The sequence below is a fragment of the Acinetobacter haemolyticus CIP 64.3 = MTCC 9819 genome (assembly GCF_000369065.1).
In the GTDB taxonomy this organism is placed as follows: domain Bacteria; phylum Pseudomonadota; class Gammaproteobacteria; order Pseudomonadales; family Moraxellaceae; genus Acinetobacter; species Acinetobacter haemolyticus.
The window spans coordinates 96,437-111,476 of the sequence record NZ_KB849803.1 but is presented as its reverse complement, the minus strand read 5'-3'; the positions used below and the strand labels follow the sequence as shown (position 1 = coordinate 111,476).

16 protein-coding genes are annotated in these 15,040 nt (G+C 39.8%); 11 read left to right on the top strand and 5 right to left on the bottom strand.

The features are described from left to right. Positions 1-46 precede the first annotated feature (46 nt). On the bottom strand, positions 47-1,606 hold the full coding sequence (gene lnt, locus F927_RS08865) for an apolipoprotein N-acyltransferase (protein ID WP_005083770.1): 1,560 nt from the start codon (positions 1,604-1,606) through the stop codon (positions 47-49). Further along, on the bottom strand, positions 1,603-2,442 hold the full coding sequence (locus F927_RS08860; protein WP_004637737.1) for an HlyC/CorC family transporter: 840 nt from the start codon (positions 2,440-2,442) through the stop codon (positions 1,603-1,605). The genes lnt and F927_RS08860 overlap by 4 nt, the downstream gene beginning before the upstream one ends. A 175-nt stretch (positions 2,443-2,617) precedes the next feature. Here F927_RS08860 and tusA point away from each other — a divergent pair, with 175 nt between their 5' ends. Continuing rightward, positions 2,618-2,875 (top strand): sulfurtransferase TusA, encoded by a 258-nt coding sequence (tusA, locus tag F927_RS08855; RefSeq protein ID WP_004637738.1) that lies wholly within the window; start codon positions 2,618-2,620, stop codon positions 2,873-2,875. Positions 2,876-2,944: 69 nt separating this feature from the next. Here tusA and F927_RS08850 read toward each other — a convergent pair whose 3' ends face one another. Then, positions 2,945-3,565 carry an HvfX family Cu-binding RiPP maturation protein gene (locus F927_RS08850; RefSeq protein WP_005083768.1) on the bottom strand — a complete coding sequence of 207 codons (621 nt, stop codon included), beginning with the start codon at positions 3,563-3,565 and terminating at the stop codon, positions 2,945-2,947. A gap of 160 nt (positions 3,566-3,725) precedes the next feature. On the opposite strand from F927_RS08850, the gene F927_RS08845 reads away from it, so the two are divergent. From F927_RS08845 to F927_RS08825, 5 genes are all read left to right on the top strand, one after another. Beyond that, positions 3,726-4,031 carry an HvfA family oxazolone/thioamide-modified RiPP metallophore gene (locus F927_RS08845; protein WP_005083766.1) on the top strand — a complete coding sequence of 102 codons (306 nt, stop codon included), beginning with the start codon at positions 3,726-3,728 and terminating at the stop codon, positions 4,029-4,031. Between the two features lie 65 nt (positions 4,032-4,096). Continuing rightward, complete coding sequence (locus F927_RS08840; protein ID WP_005083764.1) at positions 4,097-4,963, top strand: HvfB family MNIO-type RiPP peptide maturase; 867 nt, start codon at positions 4,097-4,099, stop codon at positions 4,961-4,963. Continuing rightward, positions 4,960-5,691, top strand: a complete 732-nt coding sequence (locus F927_RS08835; protein ID WP_005083762.1) for an HvfC family RiPP maturation protein — start codon at positions 4,960-4,962, stop codon at positions 5,689-5,691. Before F927_RS08840 ends, F927_RS08835 begins: the two co-directional genes overlap by 4 nt. A 16-nt stretch (positions 5,692-5,707) precedes the next feature. Next, positions 5,708-6,325 carry an RNA polymerase factor sigma-70 gene (locus F927_RS08830; protein WP_005083760.1) on the top strand — a complete coding sequence of 206 codons (618 nt, stop codon included), beginning with the start codon at positions 5,708-5,710 and terminating at the stop codon, positions 6,323-6,325. After that, positions 6,319-6,510, top strand: coding sequence for a zf-HC2 domain-containing protein (locus tag F927_RS08825; RefSeq protein ID WP_005083758.1), 192 nt, complete (start codon positions 6,319-6,321; stop codon positions 6,508-6,510). Before F927_RS08830 ends, F927_RS08825 begins: the two co-directional genes overlap by 7 nt. 78 nt (positions 6,511-6,588) lie before the next feature. Here F927_RS08825 and F927_RS08820 read toward each other — a convergent pair whose 3' ends face one another. Further along, positions 6,589-8,301 carry an electron transfer flavoprotein-ubiquinone oxidoreductase gene (locus tag F927_RS08820; RefSeq protein WP_004637739.1) on the bottom strand — a complete coding sequence of 571 codons (1,713 nt, stop codon included), beginning with the start codon at positions 8,299-8,301 and terminating at the stop codon, positions 6,589-6,591. Between the two features lie 187 nt (positions 8,302-8,488). On the opposite strand from F927_RS08820, the gene F927_RS08815 reads away from it, so the two are divergent. The 5 genes from F927_RS08815 to F927_RS08795 all read left to right on the top strand — a co-directional run bounded on the left by F927_RS08815 (position 8,489) and on the right by F927_RS08795 (position 12,909). Further along, positions 8,489-9,100: a DUF1285 domain-containing protein gene (locus F927_RS08815; protein ID WP_005083755.1), complete on the top strand. Its 612-nt coding sequence runs from the start codon at positions 8,489-8,491 to the stop codon at positions 9,098-9,100. Between the two features lie 41 nt (positions 9,101-9,141). Further along, positions 9,142-10,029, top strand: coding sequence for a glutamate racemase (gene murI / locus F927_RS08810; RefSeq protein ID WP_017394556.1), 888 nt, complete (start codon positions 9,142-9,144; stop codon positions 10,027-10,029). 97 nt (positions 10,030-10,126) lie between these two features. Next, positions 10,127-11,155 carry a DUF4062 domain-containing protein gene (locus F927_RS08805; protein ID WP_004637742.1) on the top strand — a complete coding sequence of 343 codons (1,029 nt, stop codon included), beginning with the start codon at positions 10,127-10,129 and terminating at the stop codon, positions 11,153-11,155. Between the two features lie 69 nt (positions 11,156-11,224). Further along, positions 11,225-12,241 (top strand): ferrochelatase, encoded by a 1,017-nt coding sequence (hemH, locus tag F927_RS08800; protein WP_005083749.1) that lies wholly within the window; start codon positions 11,225-11,227, stop codon positions 12,239-12,241. 23 nt (positions 12,242-12,264) lie between these two features. Then, a complete protein-coding gene (locus F927_RS08795) occupies positions 12,265-12,909 on the top strand; it encodes an MBL fold metallo-hydrolase (RefSeq protein ID WP_004637744.1) in 645 nt (214 codons plus the stop codon). A gap of 51 nt (positions 12,910-12,960) precedes the next feature. Here the strand turns inward: F927_RS08795 and F927_RS08790 are convergent, their stop codons facing one another. After that, entirely contained in the window at positions 12,961-14,697 is a 1,737-nt protein-coding gene (locus F927_RS08790) for a hypothetical protein (RefSeq protein ID WP_005083748.1), read from the bottom strand. Positions 14,698-15,040 lie beyond the last annotated feature (343 nt).

The following is a 15,040-nucleotide window of genomic DNA, read 5'->3' as shown; positions in this document are numbered from 1 at the left end:
TTGGGTCAAAAAAAGAGCGTTTTATTGTAAAACGCTCTTTTTGATATTATCGACGTGATTTGAAAGAAACATCGACCTTACGTGGACGATACATCCAGCCTACAATTAATAAAAGCAATGAGAAGATCAGTATTGGATAATCACTTAAACGGCTATATAAGGTTTGCCCTTGCATAGCAGGTAACTCCCCACGTAATACTGCCTCTTCATCGATAGGTGCTTGTTTAACAATATGTCCATGATGATCGATAAATGCGGTGACACCTGTATTGGTTGCACGAATAAACCAACGTCCATTTTCTTTGGCACGCATTTGAACCATTTGTAAATGTTGCCAAGGGCCTGCTGTACCTGTAAACCATGCATCATTCGAAACTGTAATGAGAAAGTCACTATTGAGTGCATTCCGACGGGTTAGATTTGGATAGGCAACTTCATAGCAAATCGCTGCTGCTAAAGCATGACCTTTAACCATCAATGGTTTTTGATTGGCTTCGCCACGAGAAAATCCTGCCATACTGACATCATTTTGCATGGCTGGCAGCACCCACTTCAACATTCCAGATAGTGGAATGTACTCACCAAAAGGAACTAAACGTTGTTTCTTGTATAAACCAGAAGAATCACTACCTGAAGCCATAATACTATTGTAGTACATTGGCTCACCCGCTTGTTGCGACTGAGGAATATCCCAGTATGGTATGCCTGTAACCCAAGCCGTGTCGGTCTTTTTGGCTTGGACAGCCATCGCCTTTAGAAAATCAGGAATATCAGTTTGAAACAAAGGAATCGAGGATTCAGGCCAAACGATGAGGTCTTGTCCCCATTCTTTGCGTGATAAATTGGCATAAATCTCGAGGGTCTTAATTTGATATTCAGTCAACCATTTAAGGTCTTGAGGAATATTGCCTTGAAGCAAAGAAACCTTGAGTGGTTTTTCATCTTTAGGTTGAACAAATTGAATAAGCCCTGCACCCCATGCACCGATCAATAACAGTGCAGAAGGAATCGCCCAAAACCAGCGTCGATTCAGAATTTCCACCAGCGCGCAGGCAAGTACGATCACTACAAATGAGACGGCATAGATACCAAATAATGGGGCATAGCCATCTAAAAAGCGTTCAGTGAAGGCATAACCAGCAAATAACCACGGAAAACCAGTGAATACCCAAGTCTTGGTCCATTCAAACAAAACCCAAAGTGGGGCAAAGGTCAAAGGTGTTTCTGGGAAAAAGCGACGATATAGCCATGTTTGCAGGGCAGTAAACAGCCCCATTAACAATGCCATGATGCTGATCATTAAGACACTGAGAACTGCATTGGTATCGCCGTAGACATGAATGGACGTATAGAGCCAAAAAGCGCCTACAAACCATAGGCCAAAACCATAGGCCCAGCCTAATATGAAGGCTTGTTTAGGGTTTCGTTGTCTCAAAGTTGCATATAACAATGCAGGCGATAGAATCGCAAGCCACCAAAAATAATAGGGTGCCAGTGCCAAACTAAAGATCGCACCTGAAATGAGAGCAATCAATAAAGGAATAATAAAAGGCAACTGTTTTTGATTGTTGGCAGGGCTTAACAGCTTGTCAAAAAAGTTTCTCATTGACGGACTGCTCGAATCAGGTGAATCGTACGCGCATCTGCTTCAATAATGGTAAATTGCCATGTTCCGAGCTCGATGGTTTGACCTTGTAAATCACTGACAAGACCAATTTCTTGGAGTAATAGTCCACCCATAGTTTCAACTTCATCATCAGAAAAGTCTGCATTGAGCACCGTATTGAAATGTTCAATTGGGGTTAATGCTTGCACAATCCATGTATTTGAAGTCGTAGGATCATTATCTGGAACGATAAATAATGCTTCTTCATCCGCAATATCATGCTCGTCTTCAATTTCACCCACAATTTCTTCTAGAATGTCTTCAAGTGTGACTAAACCAGAAGTTGAACCATATTCATCAATAACAATAGCGATATGCGTTTGTGTATTTTTAAGCATCCGCAGAACTTGATCGGAACGTGCACTCTCAGGAACAAATAAAGGTTGTCGCATTAAAGCACGAATATCAACTTTCACATTGCGATCTGTTAAGAACGGTAAAAGATCTTTAGCTAACAGAATCCCGACTACATTATCGCCTTGTTCCGATGAAAAAACTGGAAAGCGAGAATGCGCTGAGTCGATAAGAACATCTAAGATATCGAGTAATTGGTCATCTTCCTGCAAGCTAATAATCGCTGTACGAGGTGTCATGACTTCTCGAATCTTTGTTGCTGGCAGATCGAGAACACCCTCAAGCATAGCAACAGTATCTGGCTCTAAAAAGCGACGGGAGTCTTGAACTAACTTGAGTAATTCATCGCGGGTTTCGGGTGCGGTTCCTAACCATTTTCTTAAGCCACGCATACCCCACGACGGACTGGATTCCTCGATCATGATCTTTCCTAAAGACTCTCTATATCAATTAGATGATTTTCATCATACCGAAGATAAAGCCGATATGCATCAATAAAACGATGCAAGAAATGTACAGTTTTTCAAAATGCTGTTGATGATTTTTAGAAGTGCACTTTATGGTAAAATGTGAATATGAAAATATTTGAGCTTTATCATGTCTGAACAATCAAAACTTGCTACTGTTCAACTCAATACTAGAGGGTTACGTTGCCCTGAGCCTGTGATGATGTTGCATCAAGCGATCCGTAGAGCAAAGTCAGGTGATATTGTTGAGGTGTTTGCAACCGATCCTTCAACCTCATGGGATATTCCAAAGTTTTGTATGCATCTTGGACATGAATTATTACTCAAAGAAGAAAGTTTGGATGAAAATAGCAATACTGAATATCGTTATTTGGTGCAAAAGGGCTAATTCGCTTTTCAAGAATATTGAGCTCCCTTGTTATGGGAGTTCGATGCGCAATAAGATTGGCAACAGAACTTATTGTTTACGATAAATTTTTTGTATCAGGTGATTCAACCAATAATCTAGACTGACATAGCGACCACCACCTAGAACGAGTAACGCAAGTAACATCACAAAATAGGTCACTGCAAACTCAATTCCGTTATTTAAAATCACAAATGAACCACTCGATGTGAGCCAGTCATAGTTGCCATAGGCACTTAAAATCTCTCTTGCTTTCTCTAATTTTTCTGCGGACTCCATCACTTGCATATTTGCAAAAGGAGCATTGGGATCAGCAATCGCTTGCCAGCCATTGGGTAAATGCACGGTAAATATCGCGACGAGCATAGTGATCATCAGTGGAATACTAATCAGCCGAGTTGCCAATCCAAGTGCTAATAAAATTGCACCACCCAACTCAGCAGAGGTTGCTAGTGTCGCCATCAGTGTTGGAAAGGGTAATCCTAAGCCCCATTCAGGATTGCCAAACCATTCAACGGTATCTGCAAAATGAGCAAGTTTATTTGAACCTGCCATCCAAAACACTGGAATGAGAAACAGTCTTAAGGAAAGTGCTGCAATTCCATCGAAATGTTTTAGATATGAACAAAAATTCTGATAGCGTAATAATAAAGGATAAATAAGTTTATTCATGAGGATTTCACACCGACTCGTATTGAATAATGTTTAGTCGTTTGAATTTTTGATTTCTTACACAAAAAAATCTAAATTTGACTGTAATAATTTGATTGTTCGCACGTCTAATTTTATGTACCTAGTACAAAAGCAATATTTACTTAAAAGGAACTTCACAATGAATAAATTAAACTCAATGACTTCGGTTGCCGCTTTAGTTGCATTATCTATGGTTGGTGCAGCAACTCAAGTTTCGGCAGCATCGACGACGACTGAAACACATGTGACTAAAACTGCAGATGCAAAATGTGGTGAAGCGAAATGTGGTTCAGATAAAGCGAAAAAACAACACAAAACTACTGATGCAAAATGCGGTGCAGATAAAAAAACTGCGGATGCTAAATGCGGTGCAGACAAAAAAATGGCAGATGCAAAATGTGGTGCAGACAAAAAAGTGGCTGATGGGAAGTGTGGCGCTCACTAAGCCTTATGCAGACGGTTGATGACAGCATCTAAAAAGATGGCTGTCATTCACCAAAAGGATTCTTTATGGATGCAATCACAAGTGTTGGTCTTGGTCTAAGACGAGATTTTATCGAGGCATTTTTAGGTGCGACTCACCATCCTGATTTTATTGAAGTTGCTCCAGAAAATTGGATGGGCTTTGGTGGTCGACATGCCAAAATTCTAGCTCAGTGTGTAGAAAAATCTCCATTGATTTGTCACGGACTATCTTTGTCGATTGGTGGTCCTCATCCCTTAAATATTGATTTTATTCACCAAATCAAGAAATTCTTAGATGCTTATCAAGTCGAGATTTATTCGGAACATCTGAGTTATACCAATGATGGTGGTTATCTATACGATCTCTTGCCTATCCCAATGACTGAAGCTGCTGTGAAGTATGTAGTGGAACGGATTTCTCAAGTTCAAGATATTTTAGGGCGCAGATTAGTATTGGAAAATGTTTCTACTTATCTTATGCCGAATGCTGAAATGTCCGAGGCAGACTTTGTTCGTGAAGTAATCACCCAAGCAGATTGCGAATTGCTGTTGGACGTGAATAACGTTTATGTAAATAGTATCAACCACCAAGCAGATGCTTATGCTTTCATTGAAGCGATGCCGAAACAACGTATTCGTTATTTGCATATTGCAGGGCATGAACAGGTGAGTACAGATTTACTCATTGATACTCATGGTGCGGAAGTCTGTGATCCTGTTTGGGCATTGTTGGAATACACTTATCAAGTTTGTGGTGTGAAACCAACGTTATTAGAGCGCGATTTTAATATCCCTACATGGCAGCAACTTCAGAATGAATTGAATAAGATTCGGCAGTTACAGCATCAATATTCAAATCAACACACACTAATCCCAATGAGCCCGAATTTGGTCGATGGCGTGAAAGTATGAATATGAATGAGCATAGTTTTCAGCAGACCCAACATGATTTTTGTGACTGGCTGCGTGATCCTAATTCAGCAAAATCAGTACCTTTTGCTTTGGATCGTATGCAAGTTTATCGAGAACTGTTGTTCAACAATGTTTGCTCGTTCATCAATTTGGTTTATCCCGTGGCTCGATCGTTATTGCCTGAGCAGCAATGGCAACAGTTACTGACGGTTTTTTTTAGAGAATCTCAAAATCAATCACCGTTCTATAATGATATTTCGCTGCAATTCAGAGAATTTCTCACAGAACAGCAGCATCCTATTTTAGTTGAATATCCGTGGCTTGCTGAGCTGTTGCAATACGAATGGCTTGAACTGTACTTGGATACACTTGAAATTGAAGATGTCACTTTGAATGCCGAATTGAATTGGCAGCTGACTACACAAGTTTGGGTGTTGGTGTATCAATATCCTGTTTATCAATGGTCAATTAATCAAATAAACAAAGATCCTGCTCCAAGTGCCATTATGGTTTGGCGAAACAAACAGGATCGGGTTTGTGTTGAAATACTTACACCATTATCCGCTTATCTAATTGAGCAATTAGCACAACAACCATTGCCTCGAATAGCACTTGCTGAATTTATCCAGCAAATAATTCCAGATCTATCGGTCAGTGAAGTGAATACTCAACTGGATGAACTTGCAGAAGATTTGATCCGTTTAGAATTGTTATACAAACCAGACTAGCACAGTGAGAAACGCTATGCCTGAAATGACAACATCGAATGCTAATGCATCTCAGCAACTGTATAACGATGATTTTTTGTCGGAATTACGGCAACAAATGATGAAATTTGCAGTAGTGCAGCTCTCTTCATTTCATCAAGCTGAAGATGTGGTGCAAGAAGCTTTAGTCAGTGCTTTACAACATTCAGGCTCTTTTTCTGGCCGATCAGCATTTAAAACATGGGTGTTTGCGATTCTAAAAAATAAGATTGTTGATCTGATTCGTCAGAAGCAACGTTTAGTCAGTATGTCTGAATTGTTTGATACGGAAGAAAATGAGCGAAGCGTGGATGAGTTGTTTGATGCTTCAGGGCATTGGCAAAAATCAGAAAGACCAAAAGCATGGTTGAATCCTGAGGAAATGATGGAGCAGCAAGATTTTTGGATGATTTTTGACGCCTGTTTGAATCATCTACCAGCGAAGTATGCACAGGTGTTTATGTTGCGGGAAATGATTGAACTGAGTTCAGATGAAATCTGCGAAAAATTAGAATTAAGCATCTCAAACTTGAATGTTTTAATGTATCGCAGTCGAGTAAGACTACGTGAATGCTTAGAAAATAAATGGTTACTACAGGGGGATTGTTCATGTTGACGTGCCGACAAGCGACCCAATTGCTTTCAGAAAAACAAGATCGAACTCTGAACTTCAAAGAACAGAGTGCTTTACAGTTTCATGTGATGATGTGTAGTTCGTGTCGGCGTTTCGGTAAGCAAATGAACAGCTTAAGTTTGTTATCGAAACAATATAAAAAGTTTGATGAAGGGCAGAAAGATTAAATTAAAAAAGCCTCATATTTTATGAGGCTTTCTTGGCTTAGTTTGCGCTAAAAACTCAATTTCAGCGCAAATTAAAAATTACATGTTCGGGTAGTTTGGACCACCGCCGCCTTCTGGCGTTACCCATGTAATGTTTTGTGATGGATCTTTGATGTCACAAGTCTTACAGTGAACACAGTTTGCTGCGTTGATTTGGAAACGCTTCGAGCCGTCATCATTTTCCATGACTTCATAAACACCCGCAGGGCAGTAACGTTGAGCAGGCTCGTCCCACTTCGGTAAGTTGACCTGAATTGGCGTTTCAGGATTAGTTAACTTTAAGTGAGCTGGTTGGTTTTCTTCGTGTACCGTATTTGATACGAATACTGAAGACAAACGGTCAAACGTTAACTTACCATCTGGTTTTGGATAGTTTGGTTTGAACGTCGATGCATCAACAGTCTTAAGCGCAGCAAAGTCTTGTTTCAAGTCATGCAATGTGAATGGGACTTTAAAGATATTTTGATCGATAAAGTTAAATGCACCACCAATCCACGTACCAAATTTATGCATTGCAGGACCGAAGTTACGCGCTTTATATAACTCTTCTTTTAACCAAGAGTTGTTATATTTTTCAGTATAAGCAACCAATTCTTTTTCGAAGTGGTCTTCGCCTTCAGTAACGCGTGCAATCGCAAGGTCACCACCTTTTGCAACACCCGCAGCGATCGCTTCAAATACTGCTTCACCACACAACATACCTGACTTCATTGCGGTATGTGAGCCTTTGATTTTTGAGAAATTCAAGAAACCAGCATCATCACCGATCAAGCAGCCGCCTGGGAAAGTGAGTTTAGGTAAAGAGTTGAAACCACCTTTTACAACCGCACGTGCGCCGTAAGAGATACGTTTACCGCCTTCAAGGAATTGTTTAATCGTTGGGTGTGTTTTCCAACGTTGCATTTCCATGAATGGATACATATGTGGGTTTTCGTAAGATAAATCTACGATCATACCCAAAGTCACTTGGTTGTTTTCAGCGTGATATAACCACCAACCGCCTGCAGAACCTGTCTCAGACAATGGCCAACCTGCACCGTGCATTACAAGACCAGGTTTGTGTTTCGCTGGATCGATTTCCCAAAGCTCTTTGATCCCGATACCGTAATGTTGTGGATCAGCATCACGATCAAGTGCAAAACCAGCAATCAGGCGTTTACCTAGATGTCCACGGCAACCTTCTGCAAATAAAGTATATTTAGCATGCAATTCGTAGCCTGGTGCAAAGTTATGCGTTGGTTGACCATCTTTGCCGATACCCATATCACCAGTTTGAATCCCTTTTACCGTACCATCTTCATGGTAAAGGATTTCTGATGCGGCGAAGCCAGGGAAGATTGATACTTCTAATTCTTCTGCTTTTTGACCTAACCAACGAACTACGTTACCTAAAGAGATAACATAGTTGCCTTCGTTATGCATAGATTTTGGAACCATCCAATACGGCATTTTTTGTGCTTTCGTATCAGACAATAAGAAATAAGTTTCGTCTTCAGTAACAGGTACATTGAGCGGTGCACCTTCTTCTTTCCAATTCGGAAAGAGTTCATTCATGGCACGTGGTTCAAGTACAGCACCAGATAGGATATGCGCACCTACTTCAGAGCCTTTTTCAACAACACACACAGAAAGGTCAGGTAGGTTGTTTTCAATCGCTAGTTGACGAATTTTAATCGCAGCAGATAAACCCGCAGGGCCTGCGCCTACGATCACTACGTCAAACTCCATCGCTTCACGTTCGATGTGTTCCATGTAGGACTCCTCATATTTTATAGGGTGGCAACCGTAATGATGTAATTCGGTGCTGCCATGAGTATTCTCAATTACCAAACACAAATGCGACTAGTGTGCTTGCAAGTATTTGGGATAGTATAGTTTTAAACCTTGATCCCGCCAATTGGCTGAGCGGTCATATTTTTTCGTCAGCAAGGCATAAACTATGATAAATGAAAATGATTCTTCACAGAATACAGGAAAAATCGTGTTTTCTGATGATAAAAACTTAATGAACATTGCACAATACTTAAAAGATGTACAGCAAAGTCACAAAAGGTCAATTCCTCCGTTAGAGCAGTGGCATCCAAAGCATTGTGGCAAAATGGATTTGAAGATAAAAGCCAACGGTGAATGGTGGCACGAAGGTCAATTGATCAAACGACAAACATTGCTTGATCTGTTTAGCAAAGTATTGTGGAAAGAAGAAGGCAAATTCTATCTCAAAACACCCGTAGAACAGATTGAAATCGAAGTCGAAGATGAGCCATTATTGATTAATCAAGCGGATCAGGTTGAGATCGAAGGCAAGACTTATTTACAACTCACGACCACCAACCAAGATGTGGTGATTGTGGATGAACAGCATCCTATTTTTATGCGTGAGTTTGCGGGCGAATTACGTCCTTATGTTCATGTGCGATTTGGAATGAATGCATTAATTCAGCGACAAAGTTTTTATCATCTCGTTAACTATGGCAACTTGTCTGAAAATCAGCAAGGTGACACGGTTTTAACATTAAAAAGTGGTGATTTGGTCTTGCATTTAAGCACCTGAGGTTTAAGCTTGAAAGAGCAAATAAACCTATGTTCGTGTGTATGACAGCAGTGCAATTTTTAGCTCAATTACGTGACCCAATGCCGCAAGCATCAGCAGATGCACCGATTGGCATTTTTGATTCAGGGATCGGCGGACTATCGATAGCACAAGAAATTGCTCTGCATTTACCCAATGAGCGTATTCTTTATTATGCGGATACTGCACACGTACCGTATGGTGCGCGTTCAGATCAGGAGATACGGAATTTAACCGCACAAGCAATCGAATGGCTTTATCGGCAGGGATGTAAGGTTGCTGTAGTCGCGTGTAATACGGCTTCTGCATTTAGTTTGGACTATTTGCGAGATCATTACGGTGAGCGCTTTCCGATTATTGGATTAGTTCCAGCATTGAAACCCGCGGTGATTCAGACACAAACGAAGGTTGTAGCGGTTTTGGCAACACCTGCGACATTTCGCGGGCGCTTGATTAAAGATGTCATGTTAAATTTTGCTGAACCTGCAGGGGTAAAAGTACTCACGGTGACCAATTTGGCATTGGTGCCTTTTGTTGAAGCTGGGGAGCAAATGAGCGAGGCATGTAAAGCGGTACTCAAACAGATCCTACAACCTGTCATAGAGCAGGGTGCTGATTTTCTAGTACTTGGTTGCACACACTATCCATTTCTCAAACCCGCAATTCGTCAGGTTTTTGATGAAAAGTTGAAATTAATTGATTCTGGACAAGCAGTTGCGAGACAAACAGCGTATATTTTGATTAAAAATGGGTTATTATCTGACAAAATACGTCATAATGTTTCACGTATTGAATGTTTTGTCAGCGGTAACAATGCTGCCGTACTAGAACCTGTACTTCAGCACCTTATACCCAAACAACTAACATGGACGATTCATAATTTGGGCGATGAAATACGTGAAAAAACGTAGTCAATCGAACTCTATTTTACAGTTTATCGGGGTTGTCTTTTAATAAAAATCAAGATTAGAACTTGATGCTATTGATAAATAAATTGGGGCTTCGCCTATGCAAGATACTCGTTATCAAGTCTTTATTTCTACCTCTGGCAATGAAATGCAACCAGAGCGAGCGGTTTTAGCACAAACTTTAGTTGGTATGGGGTTTTTCTCTTGGGGGTTGGAGCAACGTACGCCATTAAGTACTTCGATTGCACGTCGTCAGATTGATGATTGTGATTATGTGGTGATCTTATTGGGTAGTCAGTATGGTGAGCAATCTGTTTCAGGTGTGGGTTATATGCATTTAGAGTATATCTATGCAATGACCAAGCAAAAACCCGTAATTGTATTTATGCATGAAGATCCAGAGTCTCGTGAAGCCAAATTGCATGATCACAAAGCCGAACTTAAAGAGAAATTCAAAGAGTTTAGAAAGCAGTTACAACATGAAGTCGATCAGGTTTTTTGTTACCGTAGCTTAAGAGATTTAGAGCTCGCAGTACGTTCAAGTATGCCGCAAATGTTAGAGCGCTACCCTGTGGTGGGTTGGGTACGTCCACAAAATACCCAAGTATTACGTGATGAGATAGACAACTTACGTGCCAAAGTCAAACAACTTGAAACAGAGTTGGGGAGCCGTGAGGCAGATCCTCTCACTAGTTTGCCTAAAGTTTCAATGTATGAACTTTATTCTTTTGAATATCGTATGCATGCTTATCAAGATGGGAATTTTAAAGAGATTAAGCCACATCGTAAAATGACGTGGGCACAGTTATTACATGTCCTCGGTGCGACTTTTGTGGTTCCTACGCCTGAAGAATATTTTTCTAAACGTATGAATGAATATTTAAATGAGACAGGTTTGGATGATGCACGCAAAGAAATGCCCAGAGCACATGCGGTGTCGCGTGCGCAAGTCAATATTCGAGCTTTGCATGAAATCAAATTACAAATGCGTCAGAATGAATGGATTATCCCAACCGGCCGTGATGATCGTCAACGCATGTTATGGCAATTAACCGCAAAAGGTCAGAAGCTTTTAGAGAGTAATGTCTTGGATAGTCATCGTGTTTTTCAGTTTAAGACGATGCATTAATTCAATTTAAAAAAGGGTGTGAAAACTGCTAAAGTAATTGAATAAATTCAGCTATAGCGGATGCGATCTATGTCAGCGACACCAAAACCCAAAGTGACTGTGGTTCTGGCAAATCTAGGTACGCCAGATGAAGCCACTGCGCCAGCAGTACGTCGTTTCCTTAAGCAGTTTTTATCTGATACGCGTGTCATTGAAATTCCCAAATTGCTTTGGTGGATCATTCTAAATTTATTCGTGTTACCATTTCGCCCAAAACGCGTTGCAGAAGCCTATGCTTCGGTTTGGTCAAATGACTCCCCAATGCGTGAAATCGTACTTGAGCAAACGCGCTTGATCAAACAACGTTTAGAAGATGAAAATCATCATTTTGATCTGACCGTTGTTCCTGCGATGACTTATGGGCAACCCAGCATATATGGGGTTTTGTCCCAACTTGAAAAATCACCACAAGAACATGTGATTCTGTTACCTCTGTTTCCGCAATATTCTGCAACTTCTACAGCACCGCTTTATGATGCCTTTGCTAGATGGATTCCGAAACAACGTCATTTGCCCGGTCTCACCATTATGAAGGACTATCACCAACATCCGATGTTTATTCAGGCATTGGCAGATAGTGTGTTGAATTATCAATCCCAGCACGGTAAAGCTGAAAAGTTATTGATGTCTTTTCATGGGATTCCACAGCCTTATGCAGATAAAGGTGACCCCTATGCGGACCGTTGTCGAGTGACGGCACGTCTAGTGGCTGAAGCGTTGCATTTAAATGAAGATGAATGGGCAATTAGTTTTCAATCTCGCTTTGGTAAACAAGAATGGGTAAAACCATATACCGATGTACTGCTTGAGCAATGGGGGAAAGCTGGTGTGAAATCGGTGCAGGTATTAAGCCCCGCATTTTCAGCAGATTGTTTGGAAACGCTCGAAGAGTTAGCGATACAGAATAAAGAAATCTTTCAACATGCGGGGGGTGGCGAATATGCCTATATCCCTGCTTTGAATACAGATCAAGCACATATAGATTTGCTTGCGAGTCTGGTTCAGGCTAATCTTGATGGCTTAACTCATACCTTAGCCCACCGTTAACTGCGTTTTAGCCAGAGGTTTTTATGCTGCAAGTCAAAATTGTTCCTGTTACTGCTTTCGCCCAGAATTGTTCCATTTTATGGGACAGTGAAACCAAAGAAGCGATTTTGATTGATGCGGGCGGTGATGCTGCTGTACTTAAAAAAGAAGTCGAGGATCTAGGCTTAAAGGTAAAAGCTTTATGGCTTACGCATGGCCACCTTGATCATGCTGGCGCAGTGGGTGAGCTTGCTGAAGCGTGGAAAATTCCAGTGATTGGCCCACACAAAGAAGATCAGTTCTGGTTAGACATGATTCAAGAAGTCTCAGCACGTTATGGCTTTCCGATTCCACAACCTGTCAAAGTAAATCAGTGGTTAGAAGGTGGTGAAGTACTGAAACTGGGTGAAGATGAGTTTGAAGTCCGTTTTGCTCCCGGACATACGCCAGGTCATGTGATGTTCTATAACAAGAAACATGGCTTGCTTTGGACCGGAGATGTACTGTTCAAAGGTTCAATCGGACGTACTGATTTTCCGAGAGGAAATCATCAGCAACTTTTAGATTCGATTCAACGTGAGTGCTTTAGCTTACCTGATGAGACTCAATTTATTTCAGGTCATGGTCCAATCAGTACCATTGGATATGAAAAACAATTCAATCCTTTTGTGGCGAGTAAAGCTGGTTAATGGGTTGAGTTATGCTTCTGTATCATCTCTATACAGAAGCATATCGATCGGTCAAATCGTTTCTAGCCATTTCTGATTGGCAAGACTCAAATCAAAATTCAAACTATTACAGATAGTTTGTAAGTCAAAAGATGCCCTATCTTCTGGAATCTCAATCAAAATCGGTAAGCGTGTGATTCCATTATCACCTGTTGGGAAGGCGTAGTGACGTTCTTTGTGGTTGACCGAAATCAGTGATTCAAATTCTAAATAGACGATCAAGGACGGGAATCGTCGTTGCATCCGAATAATTTCCTGATGTGCATTTCTCTTAATTTGAATCGTTTTCTCTTTTAACTTGGTAATATTATCTTTAATTTTTTGCGGTTTATTTAACAACTTATTCAAAAATGAAACACTTTGCTTTAATAAGCGTTGGTTTTCCTTAAGTTCAGAAAAGGCGTCTTTGTATTCCTGAAGAGAATTAAGACTAAGGTCTTTTAGGAGATTGGTGGGTTCTAATGCTTCGGCATGGTGTTGTTTCCACGCTTCATAGGAAAACACAGTGAAAATATCAGTATGTCTTTTTTGTAATAGGGTCGCGTAAGATTTTAGTCTAGCAATAAACAAGTGAACTTGTTTATTGAAAATAATGGATGGCTGGGATTGAAATTCCATAAAGTGTCGAATTAAATCATCCAGTATTTGTTTAATATTGATATATAAATAATGACACTCATCAGTGTGATGCACAGAATGTTTTAATGCATCTGCAATGGGTTCAAGTACATGATTAGATAGTTTTTGCTCAAAATCGATGAGTCTTTGTTCTACTAACTTTTCAATAAAAATGCCTCGTGGATTGAGCGGCGCCATAAGAAAAGGAATCAGCTCTTTGTGACAATATAGCTCGATATTACGCACGATATCAGATACATATTGGTTCACTTGTTTATCAATGGTTATGATGTGATTGATCTGCCATTCAAAGTGTTGCTGATGGACAGGATCATCTATTTTTTTAAGTATTAAGATCGCTGCATTGATGTAAATATTTTCACAGGCTTCGAATTTTTCTTCTTGCAAGAATCGTCGGATTGAAAACGTATTTACCATCCCTTCGGAGCTTGGAGCAAGTGCAAAAATATATTTGGATGTTTTTACAATATCGAGCTGTCTGGTTTTCTGTTGTTTATAAAGGAAATATTTAAGGATATGATTTTTTTCTTCTCTGAGTTGTTGCGAACGTAGGATATTAAAACTGTATTTCAAAAGTTGTTGTTTTAAGAATACTTCAGTAATAAAAGTTTTGATTACATCATTATTAATGTGACGGTGATTGATCGGTAAGGCGATATGATCTTTTTCAAAAATGATTTGTGCTGCCGCATAAATAAACTCTTTTAGAATCTGTTGTTTTTGTGCTTGCAGCTCAAGATCATCCTCAGCATCAATTTGATTGATTTGGCTCAAAATATTTTCTAAATAATCAGATATTTGGTAGATGTCATCATAAGTTTTCAACTTATCCAATGAGTCCGCAATTTGTTTGATTAGAATCTTGGTATAGGGAGAGTGCGTGTTTTCAATCAGTGAGTGAAAGTCATGTTTGGCAATGTAGCAAAAACTATTCTCTTTTCTATTCCAGTGGATTTTCTTTTGTTGCAGAATATGTTGACAAATGATTTCACGCTGATGAGGTTGTATTTCTGCAAATAAGCGTTGCAAGGTGATCTGCCAATTTTGATCTAAATTTGGATCAACTTGGGTTGCCAATAATTTTAGAGGGTAAGGAATATCATTATTCATTTTAACATCCTGTTGAATCTAAATATTTTTATTAAGGCTGATCGAAAATAATGATGATTGAATCAGCTGAATACTTTGGTTGTTATGCATTATCTGAAAGCTTAGTGACAGATAAAATTGTTTGAATAAGATTTGCATAACGTCATGGAAAAGTAAATTACTGTGATGTAAGTCACACATTTAAAATATGTAAATTTTTATTAAATTTGAGTTGCGATTGAGTTTTGTTGATCAATGCTAAAAGTATGCTTTGTTAAATACTAAAATTTAGACAAAAATCACAATTATCGAACAATATCTTCAGTAGATACGGTCTACAAAGCTGAGTTTTTTATTTAGAATG

Bases quoted from the DNA above. Each gene is read 5' to 3' on its own strand.
- lnt (WP_005083770.1), bottom strand. From the start codon at position 1,606: ATGAGAAACTTTTTTGACAAGCTGTTAAGCCCTGCCAACAATCAAAAA.
- F927_RS08860 (WP_004637737.1), bottom strand. From the start codon at position 2,442: ATGATCGAGGAATCCAGTCCGTCGTGGGGTATGCGTGGCTTAAGAAAA.
- tusA (WP_004637738.1), top strand. From the start codon at position 2,618: ATGTCTGAACAATCAAAACTTGCTACTGTTCAACTCAATACTAGAGGG.
- F927_RS08850 (WP_005083768.1), bottom strand. From the start codon at position 3,565: ATGAATAAACTTATTTATCCTTTATTATTACGCTATCAGAATTTTTGT.
- F927_RS08845 (WP_005083766.1), top strand. From the start codon at position 3,726: ATGAATAAATTAAACTCAATGACTTCGGTTGCCGCTTTAGTTGCATTA.
- F927_RS08840 (WP_005083764.1), top strand. From the start codon at position 4,097: ATGGATGCAATCACAAGTGTTGGTCTTGGTCTAAGACGAGATTTTATC.
- F927_RS08835 (WP_005083762.1), top strand. From the start codon at position 4,960: ATGAATATGAATGAGCATAGTTTTCAGCAGACCCAACATGATTTTTGT.
- F927_RS08830 (WP_005083760.1), top strand. From the start codon at position 5,708: ATGCCTGAAATGACAACATCGAATGCTAATGCATCTCAGCAACTGTAT.
- F927_RS08825 (WP_005083758.1), top strand. From the start codon at position 6,319: ATGTTGACGTGCCGACAAGCGACCCAATTGCTTTCAGAAAAACAAGAT.
- F927_RS08820 (WP_004637739.1), bottom strand. From the start codon at position 8,301: ATGGAACACATCGAACGTGAAGCGATGGAGTTTGACGTAGTGATCGTA.
- F927_RS08815 (WP_005083755.1), top strand. From the start codon at position 8,489: ATGATAAATGAAAATGATTCTTCACAGAATACAGGAAAAATCGTGTTT.
- murI (WP_017394556.1), top strand. From the start codon at position 9,142: ATGACAGCAGTGCAATTTTTAGCTCAATTACGTGACCCAATGCCGCAA.
- F927_RS08805 (WP_004637742.1), top strand. From the start codon at position 10,127: ATGCAAGATACTCGTTATCAAGTCTTTATTTCTACCTCTGGCAATGAA.
- hemH (WP_005083749.1), top strand. From the start codon at position 11,225: ATGTCAGCGACACCAAAACCCAAAGTGACTGTGGTTCTGGCAAATCTA.
- F927_RS08795 (WP_004637744.1), top strand. From the start codon at position 12,265: ATGCTGCAAGTCAAAATTGTTCCTGTTACTGCTTTCGCCCAGAATTGT.
- F927_RS08790 (WP_005083748.1), bottom strand. From the start codon at position 14,697: ATGAATAATGATATTCCTTACCCTCTAAAATTATTGGCAACCCAAGTT.